Source organism: Desulfosarcina sp. BuS5 (assembly GCF_028752835.1).
GTDB lineage: Bacteria > Desulfobacterota > Desulfobacteria > Desulfobacterales > BuS5 > BuS5.
On record NZ_CP087952.1, the window covers coordinates 3,053,925 to 3,076,602 of the forward strand.

The window sequence follows — 22,678 nt, forward strand, 5'->3', positions numbered from 1 at the left end:
ATTTAGTAACGCTTATAAGTTTACTGTGAACCGTCAAACAATAGAAGATTCTTCAGTTCCCTGATGCTATCTTCATAATCGAACCTCTCTCCAATTCCCTGGACCAGGAAGGCATTAATTTTTTCTATCATATCAATGGCATAATCAATATCCTGATTGCTGCCGGAAACATATGCGCCGATATTGATTAAATCTTCAGCTTTTTTATATGTTGACAAAACCGACTTTAACTTGTCTGAACATTTCTGATGTTCAGAATCCGTTATATCAATCATTACACGGCTTATACTCTTTAAGATATCAACCGGAGGATAATGATTATGCATCGCAAGATCTCTTGATAAAACAATATGCCCGTCTAGTATGGATCGGACCGAATCGGCTATGGGGTCGTTCATGTCGTCACCCTCCACAAGGACCGTATAAAGCCCCGTTATAGTACCCCGGCCTGGAGATGTTCCGGCTCGTTCCAGTAGTTTCGGCAGCATTGTAAAGACAGACGGGGTATATCCTTTAGTCGTGGGAGGTTCACCAAGAGCAAGGCCTATCTCTCGTTGCGCCATGGCGAATCTTGTTACGGAATCCATCATCAGATTTACATGTTGGCCTTGATCACGGAAATATTCAGCTATGGCAGTGGCAATAAAAGCTCCTCTTATTCTGATTAAGGGGAAGCGATCTGACGTTGCAACAACCACAACTGATTTTTTTAGACCCTCTTCTCCCAATTCCTTATCTATGAATTCGTTTACTTCTCTACCTCTTTCTCCTATAAGGGCGATCACATTTATATCTGCACTGGTATTGCGGGCGATCATACCCAGCAGAACACTTTTACCAACCCCCGAGCCTGCAAATATACCGAGTCTCTGTCCGCATCCTATTGTTAAAAGTCCATTAACGGCCCTTATACCTATATCCAGGGGTTTTTTTATTCGACTTCTGTCAAGGGGATTCAAAGGTTCTGCATATACTGGATATTTATCGTCAGTCCTTATCATCCCTTTATTATCCAGGGGGTTTCCAAGGCCGTCAATTACTCTGCCCAACAAGTCATTCCCGACGGCTATCAAAGACTTCTGTTCCTTAGCCACAACCCTGCTTCCAGGGCCGACACCCCTGACATCGTCCAGGGGCATAAGCAGGATCCTGTTCCCTCTAAAGCCCAGGACTTCCGCTCTTATTTTTTTCTCATTTTCTTTTGTATAAATTTCACAAATACTCCCGATCATGGATGCCGGACCGCGGGCTTCGGTAACAAGACCGGTTACTTCTACAACCTTGCCGGTTGCACTTATAGAACGTAAGGCGTCAAGCATGGTATAGTATTTATTAAAATCGATAGCAGGATTCATTTTATTTATTTGAAAAGCTCCTCTGAAAATGTCTCTTCGATAACCAGCAACTGTTTCTCTATTCTGGCATCGATCTCACCCGAATCGGTCTCCACAAGACACCCGCCCCTGGAAATTTTAGAATCAGCTTCAAAACTAACGCTACTTTTTGCAAGTATATCATCAAGTTGTGAAGATCCGGCGCTCTGAATATAAGATAGGTCAGAAGGATTGATTTTTATTCTGACATTTTCATCATCCATGATCTTTTTCAAAGCCTCTTTAATAATTTTAATGACAGAATTATTATTTTTCTCAATCTCAGTGCACAAAATTTTTCCTGCTATTAAGAATGCAAGTTTTACGGCTGATTTTTCAGCGTTTTCGCAGATACCTTTCTTAAATTCTTCTAATTCAACAACAGCTTCCCGTAATTCATCAACAATTGATAACACAATCTTTTTTTCTGATTCTTTTCCGATTTTTTTTCCTTTTTCCAAACCTTCAGAATATGCCTCTTTTTTAATATTGATGATCTCATTTTTTTTTGAATCATCAGATACTTCAGTAAAGGATTGATTCAACGGAGATCCTGATAAAAAATTCTTCCCTTCAGCAAAAACGATACGCCTGAATCCATCATCATTAACTCCGGAATCTATGACTGCCGCAGTTTGCTCAAGCATAATATCAGGAAAAGAATGCTCCTTTAACAACTCTTTTTCATTCGAATTTCCGGTTTTCAGCAAATTATCCAATGAATTCATCCCCCCCGCGTCCAGCTATTACCACTTCTCCCTTGCTTTCTTTGTCCTGAATGATATTTGTAATATTTTGTTGAGCGTCTGATACATCCTTCATCCTTACTGCTCCTAAAGAGTCTATTTCTTCTTTTAAAATTTCCCTTGCCCTGTCCGACATATTTTTAAAGACTTTTTCTTTCACATCTTCTGAAGCCGCTTTTAATGCCAATGCGAGGTCCTGGGTTTCAACACTTCTCAAGACACCCTGCATACCTTTGTCATCGACCAGAACCAGATCGTCGAAAACAAACATCATCTGTTTAATCTGTTCCACCATCTCATGATCCGTCTCTTCCAATTCCTCTAAAATCATTCCTCCGATAGTACCGTCTATCTGGTTTAATAACCCTGCCAGCAGCCCTATGCCATCTGCTTCCTTCATGGCATCACTCTTGCCGCCTTTCAAAGAATCTTCAAAGACCGCATTTATCTCCGCAAGCATTCCGGGCACTATCTTTTTAAGCTTCGCAATTCTGTACGCCACATCCGATTTAATTTCATCCGGAAGATTCATTATTACCTCGCTGGCCTTATTCTGGTCTATATGAGCTATAATAATGGCAATAGTCTGTGGATGTTCATCCTTGACCATACGCACCAACTGATCGGGGTTCATTGATTTTATGGCGTTAAGGTTATTTTCGGAAGCGCGTATAGCCTCATTTTCCTTTCCATATTCTTCATTTTTTCTGTGTTGTTTTTCGTTTTTGCCTGCATTTTCTTCTTCCTTCATTCTGGTAAACTCTTGAGCGACCTTTTCAGCAAGTTCCGGTTGTATGTCGCCCATTTCATTCACAAGAGTATTTATTTTTTCTTTTTCCGCGTCACTCAAAGTGTTTATCAGTTTACTGCAGGCATCTTTGCCGAATGATTTAACAAGAACAGCCACCTTTACCGAACCTGACAAGTTGTTAGTATTCATAGATGCTTATTCCTCTTGCAACCAGTTCCGCATCAGTTTGGCTGAATTTTCAGTATCAGTGTTTATCATCTCCAATGCCTTTTCACTGAACGGCAGCCTCTTGTTCTGCTGTTTGAAACCTTTTTCAAGTTCGCCGACCGTCATAGGAAGCTCCCTTAACAATTCAACATCACCTCCAGGAGAAGTCAGCCACCTGATCAATGGCCGCACAATAAAAATAAACGCCAACAGCAATGTAAATACGGAAAAAACATACTTCAGCAAGATTTTATTCTGTTTTAATATCGATAACCAGCCTTCAGGTTCCACATCTGAACCAGACAGGGTCAATCGTGAAGTTTCAAAAGGAATATTAACTATCTCTATTTCATCCCCTCTTTTTGCATCAAAGTTTACTGCTCTTTTAACGATACCTTCCAGTTTTTCCATCTCTTCTTTGGTTCTTGGTATGTATATCCACTCGCCATTATCCTTATTTTCCTTGCCGGCCTTGTCTTCCTTAACATTACCAGCGCTTTTTTCTTGCTTGCCTATTTTATATTCATATTTTCCGTCTACCATCACGGCAATTGACAGCCTGGTAATAGCGCCCACCGGTTCTATAATATGGTTTATTATTTTTCCAATCTCATAATTTACCGTTTGATCCTTTTTTTCAAAATTTTTGTTTGCCTTGGATACAGAAGCATCATTCTTAACAGGAGCTATATTTGATGAAACGCCGGGAATTCCGGATTGTACATCATCCGTTCCACTCGATATTGCACTTAAAAGCTGTTCACTTCTAACAACCTTGTTTTCCGGATAATATTTTTCTTCAGTCTTCTCTTGTTTTTTAAAATTAAGCGAACATGAAATTCTGACAACTGATTTGTTGTTTCCAAGCCCTGTGTCAAGCATCGTCTTGACCCGCTTTTCAAGACTCTTTTCAAGACCCTCTTTAAATTCCAGTTGATCATGGCTTATTTTACCTGTGACCGATTCACCTCTATCGCCTGAAAGCATATTTCCATTACTATCTATCACAGTAACATTTTCAGGGGCCAAACCGGAAACACTTGATGATACAAGATAAACAATCCCATGAACCTGATCCCGGCTCAACATTCTGCTGCGACGCATACTTAAAACTACTGAAGCTGTCGCAAGTTCATCCCGGTCGATAAAGAGAGACCTTGACGGCATAACAATATGAACCCTGGCGCTTTCTACTTCATCAAATTTACTGATGGTTCTTGACAACTCTCCCTGGAGCGCTCTCTGGTAATTTACATTCTGCACAAATTCGGTAACACCAAGACTAGTATTGTCAAAAATTTCAAATCCGACGCTTCCGCCTTGGGGCAGCCCCTGGGAAGCCAGCTCCATCCTTTTTTCATAAATCAGGTCATTTGGTATTGAAATTGATGTGCCATTAGAAGAAATCTTGTAATCCACCTTGTTTTCTTTTAATTTTGAAAGAATTACCCCGGCATCTTCCGGAGACAGATTCTTATAAAGAATTCCGAACTCAGGATTTGTTGTCCAGCTTATTATAAAAATAAATCCGGTAATAACAGCAGCCACAACCGTCAAAAATATAACTCTTTTGACTGGAGAAAGATTTGCCAATATGCTTTTCAACTGATTAAAAAAATCGGGAGAAGCAGACATCTATGCCCTTTAAACCTGCATCCGTTTTATTTCTTCATAGGCCGCGACTATCTTGTTGCGAACCTTCATCATTAACCGAAAAGAGACATCCGCTTTTTCAAGAGCAATCATAGTGCCGTGGATATCGGTTTCTTTACCGGTAACAAGATTATGAGCTGCCTTATCAGCTTCTTTTTGCAGCCGGTTTACTTCCCCGATCGACTCTGTCAGTATTTTTCCAAACGAGCCTTTATCCTTTACAGATTCGGAAGAAATTATTTTATCTAAATGCGAAGGAACAGATAATTCAACATTATTTTTTACAGCAAATTCATTCATAATTAACGTCCTATTTCCAAAGCCTTTAAGGCCATTTTTTTGCTGGCATTAACAGCCGTTACATTTGCCTCATAACTTCTGGTGGCGGAAATCATATTAACCATCTCTTCGATTAAATTGACATTAGGCAGTTTAACATATCCCTTTTCATCAGCATCAGGATGCCCAGGATCGTATCTGGTTTGCGAAGGTCGAGGGTCATTGATAACATCAACGACCTCAACGCCTGATCCGCAGCCTGTGATTTCCGTATCAAGCATATTCTTGAAAGACCGTGGTTCCGAACAAGCGGCAAAAACAGCTTCCTGCCTTTTATATGGTCCGCCCCGGGGTGTTCTGGTAGTATTGACATTGGCTAAATTGCATGCAATCAAATTCATACGTAATCTTTGCGCAGTCAGTCCTGAAGAGCTTATGCGCAAAGCGTTAAAAATATTCATCTCACTCAACCTCCTGTAATTACGTTTTTCAATAATTGAAACTTCCAGGACAAAATTTGGGCCGTAGCATTGTACATCAGACTATTCTCAGACAGCTTTGACATCTCTTTATCTATATCGACAGTGTTGCCGTCGGCCCTGAAATTGTTTCGTGGTGCCTTTTCGGTTCTATATTCTATATTCTCAAAAGCCCCCCTTCCAGCGGGAAGATGCCCGGGCTGTGTCTTGCGTATACTGACTTCAGCCTTTGCGCCTGTTATTTTTTTAATCTCATTTTCAAAAACAAGATCAAAAGCCTTATATCCCGGAGTATCCCCATTGGTTATATTGGAGACTATCGTATTATGTTTGATTGATCTCAAATCCAGGGCTTTACCAAGAACTGATAACATCCCGTCAAATAATCCATTACCATTCATCTCCATAGTTTTCCGTACCTCCATTGATTCACAAATGTTCACTGCAGATATCATACCATTTACATACGTCGAAGCGACTATAGATACTAAAACTTCGACATAAGGATTTTTAAATAAAGAGGTAGCTTTCAACGCCTACGTTACGAGGGGTTTTAAAACGCGTACAGGCGCGTAATTGCATAAATAAAGGTGTTTGTATGACTGTGTGGCTATTAAGTTTACTCAATTAACCTATTGATATAATTAGTATTTCATACTATTATCTTTGCTTAAATCCTTATATCGGAGTTTTAGATAGATATTAACAAGTTGAATTAACAATAGATATAATATATTATTTTTCTGGAATAACTATTTTTCGCACTTAAAATACTTAACCTGAGGGTAATTTTTACCTATTGATTTTCAGTAGGGGCGGATTCCATATCAGCCAAAAGGTACTATTGGGTTAAGTCAATTACTTGACGGTTGGGATTCAAATATTGAGCATTGATGAAATTGCTGAGGTTTTAAATGATGCCGCTTAATCTTTTCCACAAGAGTAGTCCGTTTAAGATGCAATAGTTTAGCAGCCTTGTTTTTTACCCATTTGGTCTTTTCCAGCGACTGGAATATTAGAGCTTTTTCAAATTCATTGACCGCGGAATTAAGGCATATACCTTCTTTGGAAATCTCTATACTTGTCCGAATGACTTTATCTTCTTTTGTTTTCATATTATCAGGCAAATCAGATGGTATAATCCTGCCTTCTCCCTTTATTACTACTATCCTCTCAATGATATTTTTGAGTTCCCTTACATTACCCGGCCAGGAATATTTCACCATCAAGTCCATGGCATCATCTGTAATGCCTTCAATATTGCCGTTATTATGTTGATTAAATTTTTTAATATAATAATCAACTAGTAAAGGTATATCGGAACTACGTTCATTCAATGACGGCAGGGTTACGGGAATAACATACAGACGATAAAAAAGATCTTCCCTGAAATTACCCTTCTTTACTTCATCTGCCAGATTCCTATGGGTAGCAGCCACGATTCGCACATCCACTTTTATACTTTTTACGCCGCCGACCCGCTCAAACTCCCTTTCTTCCAGGACTCTGAGCACCTTTACCTGAAGGTCAGGACTCATATCCCCGATTTCATCGAGAAATATTGTGCCACCGTTGGCCTGTTCAAATTTCCCTGATTTCTGTGTAGTAGCGCCTGTAAAAGCGCCTCTAACATGACCGAAAAGTTCACTCTCCAGTAAATTTTCAGGAATAGCTCCGCAATTTATTGGAACAAAAGGCTTGTTTCTTCTATGTGAACTCTGATGGATAGCTCGAGCTGCCAACTCTTTTCCGGTCCCGCTCTTGCCACTGATAAGAATAGTACTATCACTGTCGGATATTTTGTCTATTAACCGGAATACCTGCTCCATTTTGTCACTCCTGCCGATTATCCCCATATAACTATGAGGTTCCTCTTTTTTGGGAGTTTCTTCAACAAAGTTTTTTTTATATAGACCCGGATTTACGACTGTACTATTATTATAGGCTAAATTTAACAATTCGAACACTCCTTTTAGTTATAAGTACCCGCGCATATATTTTTTGATGTTTTAAAAATCAAAACCGTTTTGATTTTATAAAAATATTATACTGAAAGATTGGTAATCGGAAGATTAAACTGATCGCTAACGGTTTTTACCTGATTTCTGCTCCGTCATCTTGTAAAGGCATCATGCAAAGTCTATACCAAACATTTGAAAACGACAAATTATCTAAACAAGGTTTCACAGGCATAAATTCTCAGCATTTGATATAATTACTACATAAAGTATATTTAATTTTTTTTATGATGATTAGACAGTATATTTTGTGGTAGGCAAATCTTTCTCCTGGAGAAAAGAAGATGGCCTGTCATTAGAGATAAAAAATGAAGAGTAATTCAAAAAGGCGACCAAAACCGTAATACGCCCATTTTTTTGCAACTTGCAACAAAAGTAAACAAGAGAATTTATTTTCTCGTATTTATTGTTATACATTAATCTGGGCATCCTTCATTAAAAGCCAAAAATAGTTAACACTTTTTCCCAGGTTAGAACCGATATTTTCACCGCAGAGAACGCAGAAAGCGCAGAGGAACTGCTTAATTTTTTCAGAAGAAAATCAATATGCTTTTTACAAACTTGCAACTTGCAAACATATAAATACCCGTACCCGCCCAATCAAAACGTAAAATAGGGGCACAAGATATTGTGCCCCTGCAGAAATTGTTTCTCGTTCCCACGTTGGAGTATAGAACCACGCATAAATAAAAGTGTAAAACAAATTTTTGAAGGGTGCCTTAAACAGGCTAGAAAGCAGCCTTGGCTTCATCAAGAGAAAATGCTATTTTGATCTCGCTTGTTTCTGCAAATCCTTTAAGTCCTTCGCTCAAAGCTTCGGTGCCGACTATTTGGGTATTGAGGTTAACTTTTTTACATGCCTGCAAAACCTGCACTATCACTTTAATTAAAGACATATTCGTCTCTGCAGCCTTACTTAAATCAAGAATCAGTTTGCTGATTCCGGACTTTACTATATCTTGCAATTTTGTCTTAAGAAAACCCTCCACCTGGGTATTAACCTGCCTGTTAACCTTTGCAGGCATAGTCATAACCTGGACATCGTCTTCAAGGGAAAAATATTGCCTGGATGCATCGGCTGCAATCTCTTCGGCTTTTTTAGCTTCAAGCTGCACCACCTTTTCTGCCCTCTCGATCAATTGCTCTCCTTTAAAAGGCTTTACCATATAATCCTTGACGCCCATTTTAACAATCTGCATAACATTATCTTTGCCGGATTCTGCGGTAAGCATTATTACCGGTATATCTTGAAGGTCGGGCTCGCCCTTTAATTTTTCAAGCATCTCGATTCCATTCATCACCGGCATGGTAATATCAAGAACAATCAAGTCCGGTTTTTCTTTGGCAGCGGCAGCTAAACCCTCTACCCCGTTTTCCGCCTCAGAAAGTTTGCAGTCAAAAGGCTTGAAAGCCTTCTTTACGATCATACGTATGGTTTTACTATCATCAACAGTAAGAATTTTTACAGTCATTTTTTCCCCCACCTTAACTCTATGCTAACCAGCTATCTTAATAAAAACTTCAGCCAAAGCCTTGTCCTCTCCGCTGATAAAATTAATACGTTCCTGTTTGATCCAGCCCTTTGATTCAATCTTGAAGTCAGAACCTGCGGTAGTTGACGGTATAGAGAGTTGGCAATCAAAACCTGCATCGCACAGACGTGACTTGAGATCACCCCCTACCATATTGCTCAATTCACCGATAACATCATGAATCTCTTCATCAGATTCAATCTCGTCCGGTTCCATGCCAAGCATTGCAGCCGTGATATTTTCCGCAAACGTATTACCCACGTGCAGGTTTATGCACCCCATTACTTTGCCCGCAAAACATACTGTACCAACTATCCTATCACTGTTTATCTCTCCGGAACAGGCCCCATCAAGCTCCACCTCCATGGAAAGCATAGTATCAAATACATCAGTAATGGAATTAACAAGATAATTTTTTAAATCAAGAGCATTTAATTCATCCATATCATTATCCTCTATAGAGCTTCAGAGTAAAACCTAAATTAAGCGATTTTTTACTCAATCTGCACAGATCTCTTGTCTATAAAGATATTATTATATATCTTCGTAAACAATTGCTAAGGGAACTTACAGAAAATAATCTATGCATCCTGCTTGCCCTTTTGTCCGCCTTCTACGTTGCGGTAACAGTTGTATAGTTCACTATGCAACTGTTACCACGCCTTGAAGACGAACAAAAAATCTGCACGATATGCGTAGATTATTTCCTTCCAGTTCCCTAAACGTAAATTAAAATTTGCTGGAAAATAAACTCCGGTTATTCTTTTTATTGGCTTATAATAAAAAAACTTTAGTTTTTTTTCCCGTCGGCAGGCAAAAAAATTGAAAAAATAGATCCTTTACTCAAGACGCTCTTCACTTTTATTGTTCCTCCATGATAATTTACGATTCCATAACTGATTGACAGGCCTAACCCTGTTCCATAAACAGGCTCCTTGGTAGTAAAGAATGGATCAAAGATCCTATTAATGTCCTCTTCACGTATTCCGCATCCGTTATCTTCAATCTTGACCTCGATTAAATCGGATTCACTTTCAGGATTACCGTTTTCGGAAGAAAGCCTTGTGGACAGATAAATTGTTCCGCCATCAGGCATGGCATCCCTTGCGTTAGAAAGAAGATTTAAGACAACCTGCGCAAGATCCTCTTGATTACCCATCACCCAGGGAAGATTCTCTGTAAAATTCTTTATAATATTGATATGATCAAACTTAAAGTCACAACCTGCCAGGAGGATAGAGCTTTCCAGGAGATCATTTATATTAAAATAAGCTGCTTCGGATTTAAAATTATGAAAAAAAATAGACAGGCTCTTTATAATTTCGGCTATCCGGTTGGACTGCTTCTGCATTATATCAAGATAATTTATAGCGTGCCGGCTCAAAGACGTATCCATCTTTATCAACTGTATATGCCCTGTAATTATGTTCAATGGATTTAATATTTCATGGGAAGCGCCGGAAGTTAAACGTCCGATTGATGCCAGCTTTTCAGCTTGAAATATCTGTGCCTGTGCTTTCATGCGAGACTGTTGTTCCTTTTTTAAATTTTCATATAAAATTGTATTCTCCATCACAAGAGAACACTGCCTCGAAAGCAAAGTTAAAAGTTTAATGTTTTCCCGGGTTATAAAATTTTCATTTATATCCGTTAATATCAGAACGACACCCAGTGTCCTTTTAATAGTGGAAAGCGGCAGCATTATAACAGTCTTTACTTCTTTGAATACTTGAGGCGGTATAACGGCGGGTTTTCTGCGCTGTATCACCCATGCAAACATTCCGCATTCTATCTGACTATCTACTTCTTTACGGCAAGCGGCTCCCCTATCTTCAGGCGCCGCTTCCTCTAAAATAAAATCATGGGTCTCTTCATCAACCAGGAATAACGCACATGCATCAACATCTATCAGGTTTTTAATATCATTTAAAAAAAGAGTCCATATCTGATTAATATTAAAGGTAATATCAATTTTATCCTGAAATCGGATCAACCGTTCCATTCTGTCGATCAGTTCCAATATATCTTGATGACCCTTTTCAAGAAAAGCCACCTGCTTCCGGCACTCTTCCAGTTCTTTTTTAACAATTTCCGACATAAAATCCTGCTATATATTCCCAGCCTCCCCCCTACGCGGTAATAGACAGATTGATACTATCAAACTCGGTTTCAATCTCATGCATAATAGGTTCAATCACACTTATGTTCAGCTCTAAAACTTCCCAGGCGTTTTTATTTAAAGGCGGGATCCTGTTATCCCCTCCTGAGCCGATATCAAGTGCCCGGCAGAGTATGTCTGCCAGATGAATGATAGCAGCCTCCAGCATAAAACCATCCGCAGCGTCAGGTTGATGATGATTTGCAATAACAGCTTCAATTTTTGCAGGGAGACTCCATCTTTGCGCAAGCAGTCTACCTATATCGGCGTGCGTATATCCCAAAACACGTTCTTCGGCCGAGAATAAAAGAATATTATCTTTTTCAACAATAGAAACAATCTGCGCAAAATCTTCGGGTAAAAAAAGCATCTCTACTATTTTGCCGATATCATGTAAAATGCCTGATACAAAAAGCTCTTCAATCCTCTCATATTTAAGATAAGACCCTATTATTTTAGCTCCCACGGCGCAGCCTATGGAATGGTCCCATAACTTCTCCCGATTAAAACCGGTCTTCCTTTTTTTATTAGAAAAGAGCTCTAAAATGGAGGTTGTCAGCAGCAAATTCCTGATAGCGTCAAAACCTAACAAAACTATCGCGCCGGTTACAGTGGAAACCTTCCTGGGGAATCCGTAAAATGATGAATTGACAAGTCTCAACAGTCTGGCAGTAAGAACCTGGTCATCGACAACAACGCCGGCGAGATCCTGCGCTGAAGTTCTGGGGTTATTCACAAGCTCGGTTATTCTCAAAACAGTTCTAGGCAAGGTCGGCAGATCTTCTATTTTTCGAATAATTCTGTTTAATTTAGCCTGTTCCATTTTCTTCATATCCGGTCTGGAGCCTTTTATTCAAAACCTTTTCCGCGGCTCTCATTATCTCGACCATTACCTTGTCTTCCAATACCCCGATAAATTTATCCATTAAGTCTCTTTTAATTATTTCCTGCAGCTCAATCTCTACCTTAACATACTTTTTATCTACTTCTTCAGTCTCAGCCTCTATCCATACGTTTGTCACCCCCCATGACTTTAATATACGGATGTTATTGCCATAGAGTGTTGTGCCTTCGGAAAGGAGCAGCAACCCCTGAAAATTATGAACAGGTTTTGCAAGTACCATATCAGGCTTTAAATCATCCAATTCAAGTTTTTTCATCAGCGCCTCATGACTCTACTATAGACCGTCACATAATTCATTTCACAAGGCTATAGCGAGGAAATAATACTAATCGTATATCTCCTACCGATAACACAGTGAAATTATTTATGTGACAGCCTATAATTCCTGCCATCCCTGCAGCGCTTGTAAAAGAGCGCCGAATTCAACCGGTTTCTGGATATATTTATAGGCGCCCCCCTGCATTGCTTTTTGGATGGTCTCCACATCGCCAAAGGCAGACAGCATAATTACTCCGGTAGACCTGTCCATACCTTTTATGCTTTGAAGTACATCAATACCGTCCATTCCCGGCATCCTGATATCAAGCAATACCATTTGAGGTCTTAAAGTCTTGAATTTCAAGATGGCATCTTCTCCGCCGGAGGCCGTAGTAACTTTATAACCCTGTATCGTTAAAAACTCCTCCAGCAGATCGCATATCAATACTTCATCATCTACTACCATTATTTTATTCAATTTTCGCGCCATTTTATTTTCCTTTGAAAACTTATCGTGCGGCAGGGGTTTAAAATTTTGCCCCCCCGATAGATAGTGTTCAAAATTTTGAACCCCTACACCACCCCGGAAAACCCTGTAAACTGATCTCCTTTTGGATCCATTTTAAGGCCGAAACTATCATTCCCGCTAAACTTGAATTCAATGTGTGACGGATCTATGGTTCCATCGCCGGCTTCATTCTGTTTAATTGTAAAACTCACAACTGCGGTTAAGGATTCTTCATCGTAAAATATATTATTTGGTAACAACGAAATATTAACTTCTGTCGAATTAATCGGCATCCCGAAATTATATGCCTGCCCGGGACCATTCTGAGTTGATCTGTTTATTGACCAGTTAAATTTATTTTCCACAGAAGCTTTATCCATTTCCTTGCTGAACACAAATTCCATGGTAAAAGATTTTGAAGCGCCTGGAGCTTCGAGGTAAGAATCCAAAGCTGAAACAGAAGTATTTTTGGGCATTGTATAGCCAAAAGTACTGCTGGAAAAAGGGAACTCAATTCGTGGAGGATCAACCTTATACATATAACGGCTAAGCGTATCCGCCAGCCCCGGGTCTTTATTCTCCAAAAAATCGACCATCTTCTGGGCATCATCCATTAAACCCATATCCGAATAAGCATAACCTATTTCGGCATAAGCATCATAAAAATCCTTCTTTTTTCGAATAGCTTCCTCAAAGAATGCTACAGCGTCATCGAATCGCTCCTGTTTGCTGCGTACAAGACCAAGCCCATATGCTCCATTTGCATTTTCCGGAGCCAGGTTTTTGACTTTATTAAAAATATTTTCAGCATCCCCAAGCCGGCCGGTGGCAAGGTGCGACTGCCCCAGGGAATAATAATTAACAGCATCAGGATTAATTTTTACAGCTTCCTCATATTCCTGTTCCGCTTCTTCATATTGTTCTTCAGAATAATAAAGATTTCCAAGCTTGATATGTGAAGCATCATCCAGCGGATTCAACTTTATTGCTGCTTTATATGTTTTAACAGCATTATCCATGTCATCTAATTTAAGGTAGGCGTTGGCCATATAATTAGAAGCTGCTGAAGAATATTCCGAATTTGGTGCAAGACCAATCGATCTTTTAAATTCCTTAACCGCGCCCTTATAATCTTCTTTGCCATATAGATCAATTCCATTGGAAAGAGCGTTGTTTGACAAATTTTCAAGCTGTGCAGGCTGACTTGTAAGAGCTGCAAATATATTTTGGCTAAAATCTGTTTCCAATAAATTCATGTAGTACCTCTTTCTTTAAGGACAGATATGATGGTCTGCCCATATGCTTCCCATTATAAAAAAGAGCTTATTATTATATCGGCATAATAAAAAATTACTTTAACCAAAATTGAAAGGGCACAAAATTTTGTGCCCCTACAGGCAAAACAACAGGAATGGTCATCGTAGGGGCACAAAATCTTGTGCCCTTTCCCATCCCAATACACCCGGCCAACAGAATGGTAGAAAAATTAAAAAAAATTATTAAAGTTTTTTTCTATATATCCGATATCATTTTTAACGAAGCAAAAACAAAAGAAAGGAGGGAAAAATAAACTTAAATAGTAGCATTAATTGACAATGAAAAACGGCAAGAATGCCAAAAATCATCAAAAAAATCCTAGAAAAGGAGACTTATCATGTCAAGCGGAATTACATTAACATCAGGGATGCGAAACAATTTGTTCAGCCTGCAATCTACAGCAACATTGATGGAAAGAACACAGACCAGGCTTTCATCAGGGAAAAAAGTCAACACTTCCCTGGATGATCCGATTAACTTTTTTACAGCGCAGGAACATACTCTGCGAGCTACGGATCTGGCTTCTCGTAAAGATGCCATGTCTGAAGCTATTCAAACAGTTAAGGCGGCAAATAACGGCATCGAAGGGATAACAGAGCTGATTTCCAACGCCAAGGCACTTGCGCAGTCAGCTCTGTCTGCATCAACAACAACTGAAGCCAATACATATGCATGTCAGTATGAAGAAGTTCTTAGTCAGATTACCCAAATGTCGGATAATTCAGGGTATAAAGGAATCAACCTCCTGGACGGGTCAGATGATACAATAACAGTCCAGTTTGCCCCGACAACAAATGACGCAAGTTTAACAATAACCGGATTTGAAGCCTGCTCCGGCGGCCTTTCGATTACTAGTAACTCAGGTAGCTGGGCTGGTTCCTCGGCTAATTGCTCCACTGCTATAACTGCAGCCATCTCAAGTCTTGATAATGCCAGGGACACACTTAGAACGGAATCCAAGAAACTGGCGACCAACCTGGGTATTGTTACTGCCAGGCAGGATTTTACAACAAAGATGATAAATACCCTTGACGAAGGCGCAGCAAATCTTGTAAATGCGGATCTTAACGAAGAAGGGGCCAATATGCTTATGCTCCAGACACGCCAGGCTCTTGGCACTTCATCCCTGAGTATGGCTTCACAGGCAGCGCAATCCGTATTAAGGCTGTTTTAAAAAACCAGGCAGACTTTTTTATATATAGACCTCGTACTTTTAGCAATATTAATTAGACGCTATGACATCTAATAATCTGAATATATTTATAATTAAAACTATAGTGTAAAGCTGCATAAAAATTGGACACGGCAATTTTTATGCCATCATGTTGTTTAAATTAATCCAATAAGTTAGAAATAAAGTTTATAAAAACATTGTCGAATTCAAATACCGAGGTCTGATATATGGATAGAGAAGGAAAATTGCGGCGGGAATAATATATTTTCCGCCGTAATTTATCCAAAGATTTTCATATAAATAATTTTACTGAATGATTGGTCGTAAGAGGGTTCAAGATGTTGAACCCCTACCGGCCCTGTGCTAAATTTTAAAATTGAATAATTTTTTATATGAAAATCAATACAAGGAGGTGAAAAATGCAGATTACAAAATCAAATTTTATTTATAATAAGGATGTTGCCTCCGTCTCTATTTCAGATCAAAACAGAATAACGCAATCTCAAAAATCTAATTCTGAAAATACAATTGTACCTGGAAAGACTGAACAAAAACCAGATGGTTTTGTAGGACGTGACTTGATTCTCAACCGCTTAAACCTGTTAAAATCTGATTTAAAAGGAGTAGCAAAAAGCATTCGTTCCTCAGACAACGCTATGAAAACAGCAGAAAAACATGTTGATAATATGAAAAATCAATTGGGAAAAATTGTAAAAAATTATCCACCTTTTCCGCAAGATAGTCAGGAACGTATAGCCATTCTGCGAAATTACAGCTCTATAAGAAAAATAATAGATAAATTAACTATTCCGCCTCGGGAGGATTTTATCCCTGAAACAATAACATGGCAAAATACTTTTCAGGAAAAATTTTCAGAAAAAAACATACCGGACATTCCGGAACTTACGCCAACCAACACAGACAGTGAAATTTCAGCTTCCCTGGAAAAACTTGAAATCGTAAAGGCAGACTTGCAGCAAAACCGAACCGACTTGAAAAATGAAACAGATACTCTAAATCTTTCCGATATATACCATAAAATAAACGACAAGCTGATAAAGCCTTTAAATATTCATAAAGTAGACCCTGGGCAGCTAAGTGTTGGATTAAGGAATGAGCTTGCAGATCAAACAGGTAGAAGCCTGGGTACGGATCATTCAACTTTAAAAGATTTATTATGATAAACCATGGCTCTTAAAATAACCCTGAAACCGAATGAGCGGATTATTATCGGCGAAGCCGTAATAACCAACGGCAACAGTCAGGCATGCAACCTTATTATAGAAAATAAAGTTCCGATTCTGCGCCAAAAAGATATTTTAAAAGAAAATAATGCTAATACACTTGGTCAAAAAATATATTTTACGATTCAGCTAATGTACATTGATGATGATAACCTGGTTGAATATCATAAAATGTATTGGGAGCTTGTAAATAATATTATCCAAACCGTTCCTGAAGTTTTAAAATTTATAGATAATATAAGCGAAAATATATTAGGCTGTGACTATTATCAGGCGCTTAAGTCTGCCAAACAACTTGTTAATTATGAAACCGAGGTGTTAAACTATGAGCAACAACCCCCTGAATGCATATAAGATAATCGAAAAAACAACAATCTCCGGACGTGAAACCGAAGCCAGGGTTCTGAATAAAGCCGCGCAAAAGCTGAAAAATTGTCAAAACAACTGGAAAACAGACAGCCGTGGTTATCCTGATTCTATAACTGGGATTAAACTTGATGAAGCGCTTAATTTTAATCAGAGGCTCTGGAGTATCTTTCAGGCTGAGCTATCTAAACAGGAAAATCCGCTTCCTGTTAATTTAAAACAAAATTTACTAAGACTAAGCACATTTATAGATAAGAGAATTTTTGAACTCATTGCTTATCCTGTCAAAGATAAACTTACAATAATAATAAAAATAAATCAGAACATAGCAGCCGGACTTAACAATTCCGCACAGGACTTGACTGCCCAATTGCCGGAACCGACCATTATGACGGCTCGTGCCGCGTTGTAGGGATGTAGGGGTTCAATATTGTAAGGGTTCAAGATTTTGAACCCCTACATCCGATATATGCTGCGGATTTTTGCCGGATAAAAAAAGATCCCACATTGCAGCATATCCCTTTTCCAAATTCCTTACAAAACGAGGGGTATCGAAAAGCGGCATGATATTACGGTTTTTAGCCAGTTTATCCCTGATTGCTTCAAGCCTCTCAGGGTTTTCTGCAAGTTGCACAGCCAACGCTTCATAATCATTCAGATTATCAGCTATCAACTCCGGCAAACCGACAGCAGTTAAAAGGCTTGCGGATACCCTGGAAGCAAAATGCCTACCTATCAGAGCTACTACCGGAACACCAGCCCACAAAGCATCGCTGGTAGTTGTGTGACCATTTACAATTCGCGTATCCAATGCCAGATCTGCAAGTCCAAGGCGCTCCAGATGCTTATCCTTTGGCATTTTTTCCGCAAATATCAAACGATTTGGGTTTATTCTCCTTACTTTAGCTTCTTCCCTTAAATTTTTTTCGGAAGCTTTACCGCCCGTAAAGAGCCACAGCACGCTCCCAGGTACTCCGGCAAGAATGTTCATCCATGTATTAAAGATTAGAGGTTCTATCTTATAGGTCTGGTTAAAAGAGCTGAAAATAAAGCCTTTTTCAGGCAGGCCGAAATCTTTTCTTGTCAGACTCTCTTCAGCTATCAACTGCGTATTATCATTAACCTGATAAGAATGAGGCAAAAAAAGAAATTTTTCACTATAAAATGGAGCATGCTCTTCAGGGGTTACGATTCTATCGGTTATAATATAGTCAATAAAATCGGCGCCTGTTGTTCCGGGAAAACCAAGATACGAGGCTTGAATAGGTGCCGGTCTGAACGAGCATATTCCTAAACGCCCTCCCCTGGTATGCCCGTTAAGATCAATAAGAATATCGACCCCATCTTTAAATATCTGCTGCGCGGCCTCTATATCACTAAAGCTGCGGATATCAACAAACCTGTCGCTCTCCCTTTTAATCCTCTCCCGGAATCGGCTTTTATCGTCTGTTCCGAATGAGTAGCAATATACCTTAAATCTATTCCTATCGTGCAGTCCGAACATACTTAGCATAAGATGAGACGTGGCATGATCACGAAAATCATTTGAAAGATATCCTATTATAATTTTCTTTTTAAAATGTTTGCGATCATCGAATAAAAAAGCTCCGGCAGACTCCGGATGTTTGGCTGTATTTTTACACCATTTTTTGGCCACAACAAAATTTTGCTGCAAATTATCGTTTCTTGTAATATTTATAAAAGAAGGCTCATGAATTTTTTCACCCAGCATTATAGCCTGATTTGTAAAATCATCCAGCATTGAGGAAAAAAACTTAAACCCCTTCCAGTCACAGGTTTGCTGCAACTGATGAACCAGATAACTGCATGCTTGCGCATAGCCAGGCCTTAATTCAATTGCTTTTTGAAAACATGGAATAGCTTCATCATGCCGGCCAAGGCTTTTTAATGCAATTCCCTTAAAATTAAATGCCTCCGGGCAAGTCTGATCAAGCTTCAACACATTATCATAACAGGCGGCCGCTTCCTGAAATTTTTCCATATCATAAAAAGCTATGCCCATATTTAAAAATGCTTCCGCATAATCACCGTTAAGCTCCAAGGCCTTTTGATAACAAAAAATTGATCTATCGGGAAGATGCCTGCTTCTTAAGGTATTTCCCAGGTTATTCCAGGCCTGGTAATAACCCGGCTTTATTTTTAAAGCATTTTGATAAGATAATTCTGCAGCTTCAAATTTATTCTGCTCTTGATAAAGATTACCAAGATTATTATACGCTTCTGCAAAATCAGGCTTTTTTTCCAGAGTTTTTTCATAACAGGATATAGCATCATCAATTTTCCCGGTCTCCCTGAACGTATTACCTAAATTATAATATGCATCAGCGAACCCAGGGTTTATCTGCAAAACTTTCCTGTAACAGAATACAGCATCCTTAATTTTTCCGATCTCCCTGCAAGCGTTACCCATATTATAGTATGCATCAGCAGATTCAGGATTTATCTCCAATGCTTTTCTATAACAGCAGACCGCATCATCAACCTGCCTTTTTTTTATAAATGTATTGCCCAAATTAACATGAATTTCACAAAAATCCGGTTTGATTTTCAACGCCTTTTTGTAACACAATACAGCATTATCAAAACTGCCGCTATCTCTATATGCGTTGCCAAGATTATTATAGTAAACAGGCTTGCCGGGATTAATGCCGACTGCCCGGCCGATTAAATCTATTGCAGCGGCATAATTTTTTGTCTGGTTTGCGATCACCCCGAGAAGATGCAGGCAGTCCGAATTAAACGGATAATCCATAAGTATTCTTTTATAGATTTTTTCAGCAGCCTTAAAGTCCCCGGCTTTATGATATCTTAACCCATCGGATAACTCACAGGAAATATTTATTGAATGATTTGCCATAAGTTACGCACTTTATTGTCCGGATCAGGATTTGCAGGATTCATAGATTAACATGATTAAATTTTGGATTAAAAACCAATTGAAACAATTATTTCGTCCCCGTTCCTTACATATAATATAAATTTTAATTTTCAGTTTAAAATTTGAGTTTTGCTATGTTTTGCAACTATCCACTCCCCAACATTTCGGTCCATAAATTCAACACCGAAGAGATAGATTTTTTTGTTTGTTCCCTGATACTTCTCGAAATACTTTTTTTCCTTAATCTGGTTTAAAGCTTTATCCTTATCCCCATTGAATTTAAATTCAAAAATGTAGATGTCATTATCAATGATTACGGCATCTATCCTGCCCTTGTTTGTTTTTATTTCTGCTTCTACTTTCAGACCTATAAGAGAAAATACCAGGTAAAAGATTGTCTGGTAATATTTTTCTTTGTTTATTTGAAGATCGTAGGGGATGTTGGCAAAAAAAATGCGCAAGGTGTCAAAAAACAGCTCAAAGTCATGGTATCTTAATGCATCAATCATTTTCCATGCATAACCATGCACAAATTCTTTTTCCACAAAGGAATATGCCTCACCCAGGCATTCTGTCATTGAATTTTTTACTTCAAAATTAGGATATGCCAGGGTGTATTCCATTCTTTCTTTATTATATCCTGCAATCGTCAGATAACCGGTTTGAAAAAGTATTGGTATGGTTTTCAGGTTTTCTATTTCGCATGAGCTGAATGATGATTCACTTATATTGACTCCATCTAATCCGGTTATATCAAAGTCTTTTTCTTTGATTAGTTTAATTAAAAAACTTGGAGTAGCACTCTCAAACCAGTAGTTGCTAAAATCAAATTTTTTAAACAAAAGAAGCGCTGAGAATGGATTAAAAACCTTTGTACAGCCTTTGCTAAAACAGAAACCATTATACCAATACGTTATTTTTTCAATCAACACGGCCTTAGTGATATTTTCGGTCTTTGCAAACTGATCTATATGATCTTTAAAAAAAGTTTTCATTTCCTGCATGGTTATTCCAAGAAATGATGAATATCCGGTATCCATAGAAATGTCTTCTAAATTATTTAACCCGCTAAAAACACCCGCCTTTGAAAATTTGCTCACACCTGTAAGAAACACAAACCTGATATGTTCATCACAGGCTTTTATAATGTTATAAAACCCCTTTAATACCTCCCTGATCTCAACTGCCAGCTTTTTATTTTCTATATTGTCAATGATCGGCTTGTCGTATTCATCAATAAGGATAACGACTTTATTGATCTGGCTTAATTTGGTCAAAAGTTCATCAAATGCTTCATCATATTGATCCCGCGTAAGCGAAATTCCGTATTTTTCGGCTATGTTTTTTAATTGATAGAGTATAAAGCCCTTCAGGTCATCCCTGCTTTCTGCTTTTTTTTTACTGAAATCTATCCTCACTACCGGATGTTTTTCCCACTTATAGTCTGACTTGTATATCCACAGCCCCTTAAACAGTTCTTTTTCACCTTCAAATATTTCATTTAAAGTGGAAATCAAAAGGCTTTTGCCGAATCTTCTTGGCCTGGCAAGAAAATATACACTCCCCTGGTGAAGCAATTTATAAACATGCTCCGTCTTATCTACATACAGATAATTGCCATCTATTAATTTACGAAATGTTTGTATTCCTATTGGAAAATTTTTCATATTATTGCCTTTTTAGGGAACTGAAAAGAAATAATCTACGTATATTACGCAGAACTTTTGTTCGTTTTCAAGGCGTGATGACAGGTGCATACTCGAACTATGTGCCTGTTATCACAACAAAGAAAACGGGCAAAAGGGCAAGCAGGATGCGTAGATTATTTCCTGGGAGTTCCTTTAATTTCACAATTCGGATTATCTGAATTCAGATGTTCGGTCACTTGAATAATCAATGGTTATTTTCCCGCTATAAAAGCCACAAAATCGCGCTCCCATCCGTTTTTGGAAAAGCATATCTCGTCTGTTTGAGCTCTAAGGTGGGTAAAAACCAAGTTTTCCAGAAATTTACCACGGTTCTCAAAAAAAGAATAACATCCGATTCTCTCCTGTTAAAAGCGATATTTTCACCGCAGAGTATGCAGAAAGCGCAGATGAACTGCAACCCATATCTTTTTCAAACAAGCTGAGAGAGAAATGTTGTTGCTGGAACAATAACAGGTTTTTTCGGCATCCTTCATTCTCAGTTTACATTTATTTTGTATAAAAAATTAAATTTTACCGCCGAAAACGCAAAAAACGCAGAGAAAACTACTTGATTTTTAATGTAATATCTCAGCGTTTTCAGCGAACTCTGCGGTAAAATACTGATTCTGACATTAAAAAAAAGTGTTAACTACTTTTGGGCATTAATGAAAGATGCCAAATATTCGATTCTTAATCTTGTCCACTTTTCTTTTCAATCTTTTATTTTCTGTCATTTCTCCGGAGATTTTATTATATCCCACTGTAATGGCAGCGCCTGATACGCCACCAAAAAAATCACCCAGTTTACTGCACGTTATGCCGCTAAGATTTCTTGCAAAATAGATTGCAAGCGACTTGGTTTTATTTTTTTTACGTCCTTTTTCGTCGTTTCTGAGCAAAAGAAAGAGGTCTTTTACCCAATTTGTAAAATCAGCATCTCCAATTTTAACTTCATAAAATTAAGCAATTTATATGCCACAAAAAAATAAGCCTGCAAATACGTTCTGTGTAATCTGCGTAATCTGTGGATTAAAGTCACTCTGTTATATTAAACCGATAGTAAAGTAATATTTAGAAGCAGACAAAAAGGTCAGGATGTTGACGCCAGGAAAGAATGACCCCAA

At 38.5% G+C, this 22,678-nt stretch carries 22 protein-coding genes; 4 read left to right on the top strand and 18 right to left on the bottom strand.

The window, feature by feature from the left end:
* Positions 1 to 20: 20 nt before the first annotated feature.
* From fliI to BuS5_RS15085, 15 genes are all read right to left on the bottom strand, one after another.
* Positions 21 to 1,355, bottom strand: coding sequence for a flagellar protein export ATPase FliI (gene fliI / locus BuS5_RS15015; protein ID WP_027352953.1), 1,335 nt, complete (start codon positions 1,353 to 1,355; stop codon positions 21 to 23).
* A gap of 5 nt (positions 1,356 to 1,360) precedes the next feature.
* The gene (locus BuS5_RS15020) at positions 1,361 to 2,101 is read right to left on the bottom strand and encodes a FliH/SctL family protein (protein WP_027352954.1); all 741 of its coding nucleotides are present in this window, start codon (positions 2,099 to 2,101) and stop codon (positions 1,361 to 1,363) included.
* On the bottom strand, positions 2,085 to 3,059 hold the full coding sequence (fliG, locus tag BuS5_RS15025; protein WP_027352955.1) for a flagellar motor switch protein FliG: 975 nt from the start codon (positions 3,057 to 3,059) through the stop codon (positions 2,085 to 2,087). Before fliG ends, BuS5_RS15020 begins: the two co-directional genes overlap by 17 nt.
* Before the next feature lie 6 nt (positions 3,060 to 3,065).
* A complete protein-coding gene (fliF, locus tag BuS5_RS15030; RefSeq protein ID WP_051374565.1) occupies positions 3,066 to 4,712 on the bottom strand; it encodes a flagellar basal-body MS-ring/collar protein FliF in 1,647 nt (548 codons plus the stop codon).
* A 9-nt stretch (positions 4,713 to 4,721) separates the two neighbouring features.
* Complete coding sequence (gene fliE / locus BuS5_RS15035; protein ID WP_027352956.1) at positions 4,722 to 5,030, bottom strand: flagellar hook-basal body complex protein FliE; 309 nt, start codon at positions 5,028 to 5,030, stop codon at positions 4,722 to 4,724.
* Between the two features lie 2 nt (positions 5,031 to 5,032).
* Positions 5,033 to 5,470: a flagellar basal body rod protein FlgC gene (gene flgC / locus BuS5_RS15040; RefSeq protein ID WP_027352957.1), complete on the bottom strand. Its 438-nt coding sequence runs from the start codon at positions 5,468 to 5,470 to the stop codon at positions 5,033 to 5,035.
* A 5-nt stretch (positions 5,471 to 5,475) separates the two neighbouring features.
* A complete protein-coding gene (gene flgB / locus BuS5_RS15045; protein ID WP_274427774.1) occupies positions 5,476 to 5,931 on the bottom strand; it encodes a flagellar basal body rod protein FlgB in 456 nt (151 codons plus the stop codon).
* A gap of 411 nt (positions 5,932 to 6,342) precedes the next feature.
* Positions 6,343 to 7,446, bottom strand: a complete 1,104-nt coding sequence (locus BuS5_RS15050; RefSeq protein WP_051374566.1) for a sigma-54 interaction domain-containing protein — start codon at positions 7,444 to 7,446, stop codon at positions 6,343 to 6,345.
* Between the two features lie 788 nt (positions 7,447 to 8,234).
* Complete coding sequence (locus BuS5_RS15055; RefSeq protein WP_051374567.1) at positions 8,235 to 8,978, bottom strand: response regulator; 744 nt, start codon at positions 8,976 to 8,978, stop codon at positions 8,235 to 8,237.
* A gap of 24 nt (positions 8,979 to 9,002) precedes the next feature.
* Complete coding sequence (locus tag BuS5_RS15060; RefSeq protein ID WP_051374568.1) at positions 9,003 to 9,482, bottom strand: chemotaxis protein CheX; 480 nt, start codon at positions 9,480 to 9,482, stop codon at positions 9,003 to 9,005.
* A 346-nt stretch (positions 9,483 to 9,828) separates the two neighbouring features.
* Positions 9,829 to 11,136: a GAF domain-containing sensor histidine kinase gene (locus BuS5_RS15065; RefSeq protein WP_027352959.1), complete on the bottom strand. Its 1,308-nt coding sequence runs from the start codon at positions 11,134 to 11,136 to the stop codon at positions 9,829 to 9,831.
* A 31-nt stretch (positions 11,137 to 11,167) separates the two neighbouring features.
* Entirely contained in the window at positions 11,168 to 12,028 is an 861-nt protein-coding gene (locus tag BuS5_RS15070) for an HDOD domain-containing protein (RefSeq protein ID WP_051374569.1), read from the bottom strand.
* Positions 12,006 to 12,356 carry a hypothetical protein gene (locus tag BuS5_RS15075; protein ID WP_035264297.1) on the bottom strand — a complete coding sequence of 117 codons (351 nt, stop codon included), beginning with the start codon at positions 12,354 to 12,356 and terminating at the stop codon, positions 12,006 to 12,008. Before BuS5_RS15075 ends, BuS5_RS15070 begins: the two co-directional genes overlap by 23 nt.
* Positions 12,357 to 12,476: 120 nt before the next feature.
* A complete protein-coding gene (locus BuS5_RS15080; protein WP_051374570.1) occupies positions 12,477 to 12,848 on the bottom strand; it encodes a response regulator in 372 nt (123 codons plus the stop codon).
* 83 nt (positions 12,849 to 12,931) lie between these two features.
* Positions 12,932 to 14,122: a tetratricopeptide repeat protein gene (locus tag BuS5_RS15085; protein ID WP_027352961.1), complete on the bottom strand. Its 1,191-nt coding sequence runs from the start codon at positions 14,120 to 14,122 to the stop codon at positions 12,932 to 12,934.
* A 398-nt stretch (positions 14,123 to 14,520) separates the two neighbouring features.
* Between BuS5_RS15085 and BuS5_RS15090 the strand changes: the two genes are divergently transcribed.
* From BuS5_RS15090 to flaF, 4 genes are all read left to right on the top strand, one after another.
* Complete coding sequence (locus BuS5_RS15090) at positions 14,521 to 15,357, top strand: flagellin (RefSeq protein ID WP_035264299.1); 837 nt, start codon at positions 14,521 to 14,523, stop codon at positions 15,355 to 15,357.
* Positions 15,358 to 15,776: 419 nt separating this feature from the next.
* Positions 15,777 to 16,538, top strand: coding sequence for a hypothetical protein (locus BuS5_RS15095; protein WP_027352963.1), 762 nt, complete (start codon positions 15,777 to 15,779; stop codon positions 16,536 to 16,538).
* A gap of 6 nt (positions 16,539 to 16,544) precedes the next feature.
* Complete coding sequence (locus BuS5_RS15100; RefSeq protein ID WP_027352964.1) at positions 16,545 to 16,955, top strand: flagellar biosynthesis repressor FlbT; 411 nt, start codon at positions 16,545 to 16,547, stop codon at positions 16,953 to 16,955.
* A complete protein-coding gene (gene flaF / locus BuS5_RS15105) occupies positions 16,927 to 17,379 on the top strand; it encodes a flagellar biosynthesis regulator FlaF (RefSeq protein ID WP_051374571.1) in 453 nt (150 codons plus the stop codon). The genes BuS5_RS15100 and flaF overlap by 29 nt, the downstream gene beginning before the upstream one ends.
* 12 nt (positions 17,380 to 17,391) lie before the next feature.
* Here the strand turns inward: flaF and BuS5_RS15110 are convergent, their stop codons facing one another.
* The 3 genes from BuS5_RS15110 to BuS5_RS15120 all read right to left on the bottom strand — a co-directional run bounded on the left by BuS5_RS15110 (position 17,392) and on the right by BuS5_RS15120 (position 22,453).
* A complete protein-coding gene (locus tag BuS5_RS15110) occupies positions 17,392 to 19,845 on the bottom strand; it encodes a tetratricopeptide repeat protein (protein ID WP_051374572.1) in 2,454 nt (817 codons plus the stop codon).
* Between the two features lie 131 nt (positions 19,846 to 19,976).
* A complete protein-coding gene (locus BuS5_RS15115; protein WP_274427775.1) occupies positions 19,977 to 21,533 on the bottom strand; it encodes an ATP-binding protein in 1,557 nt (518 codons plus the stop codon).
* A 683-nt stretch (positions 21,534 to 22,216) separates the two neighbouring features.
* Entirely contained in the window at positions 22,217 to 22,453 is a 237-nt protein-coding gene (locus BuS5_RS15120) for a hypothetical protein (protein ID WP_027355195.1), read from the bottom strand.
* Between the last annotated feature and the right edge of the window lie 225 nt (positions 22,454 to 22,678).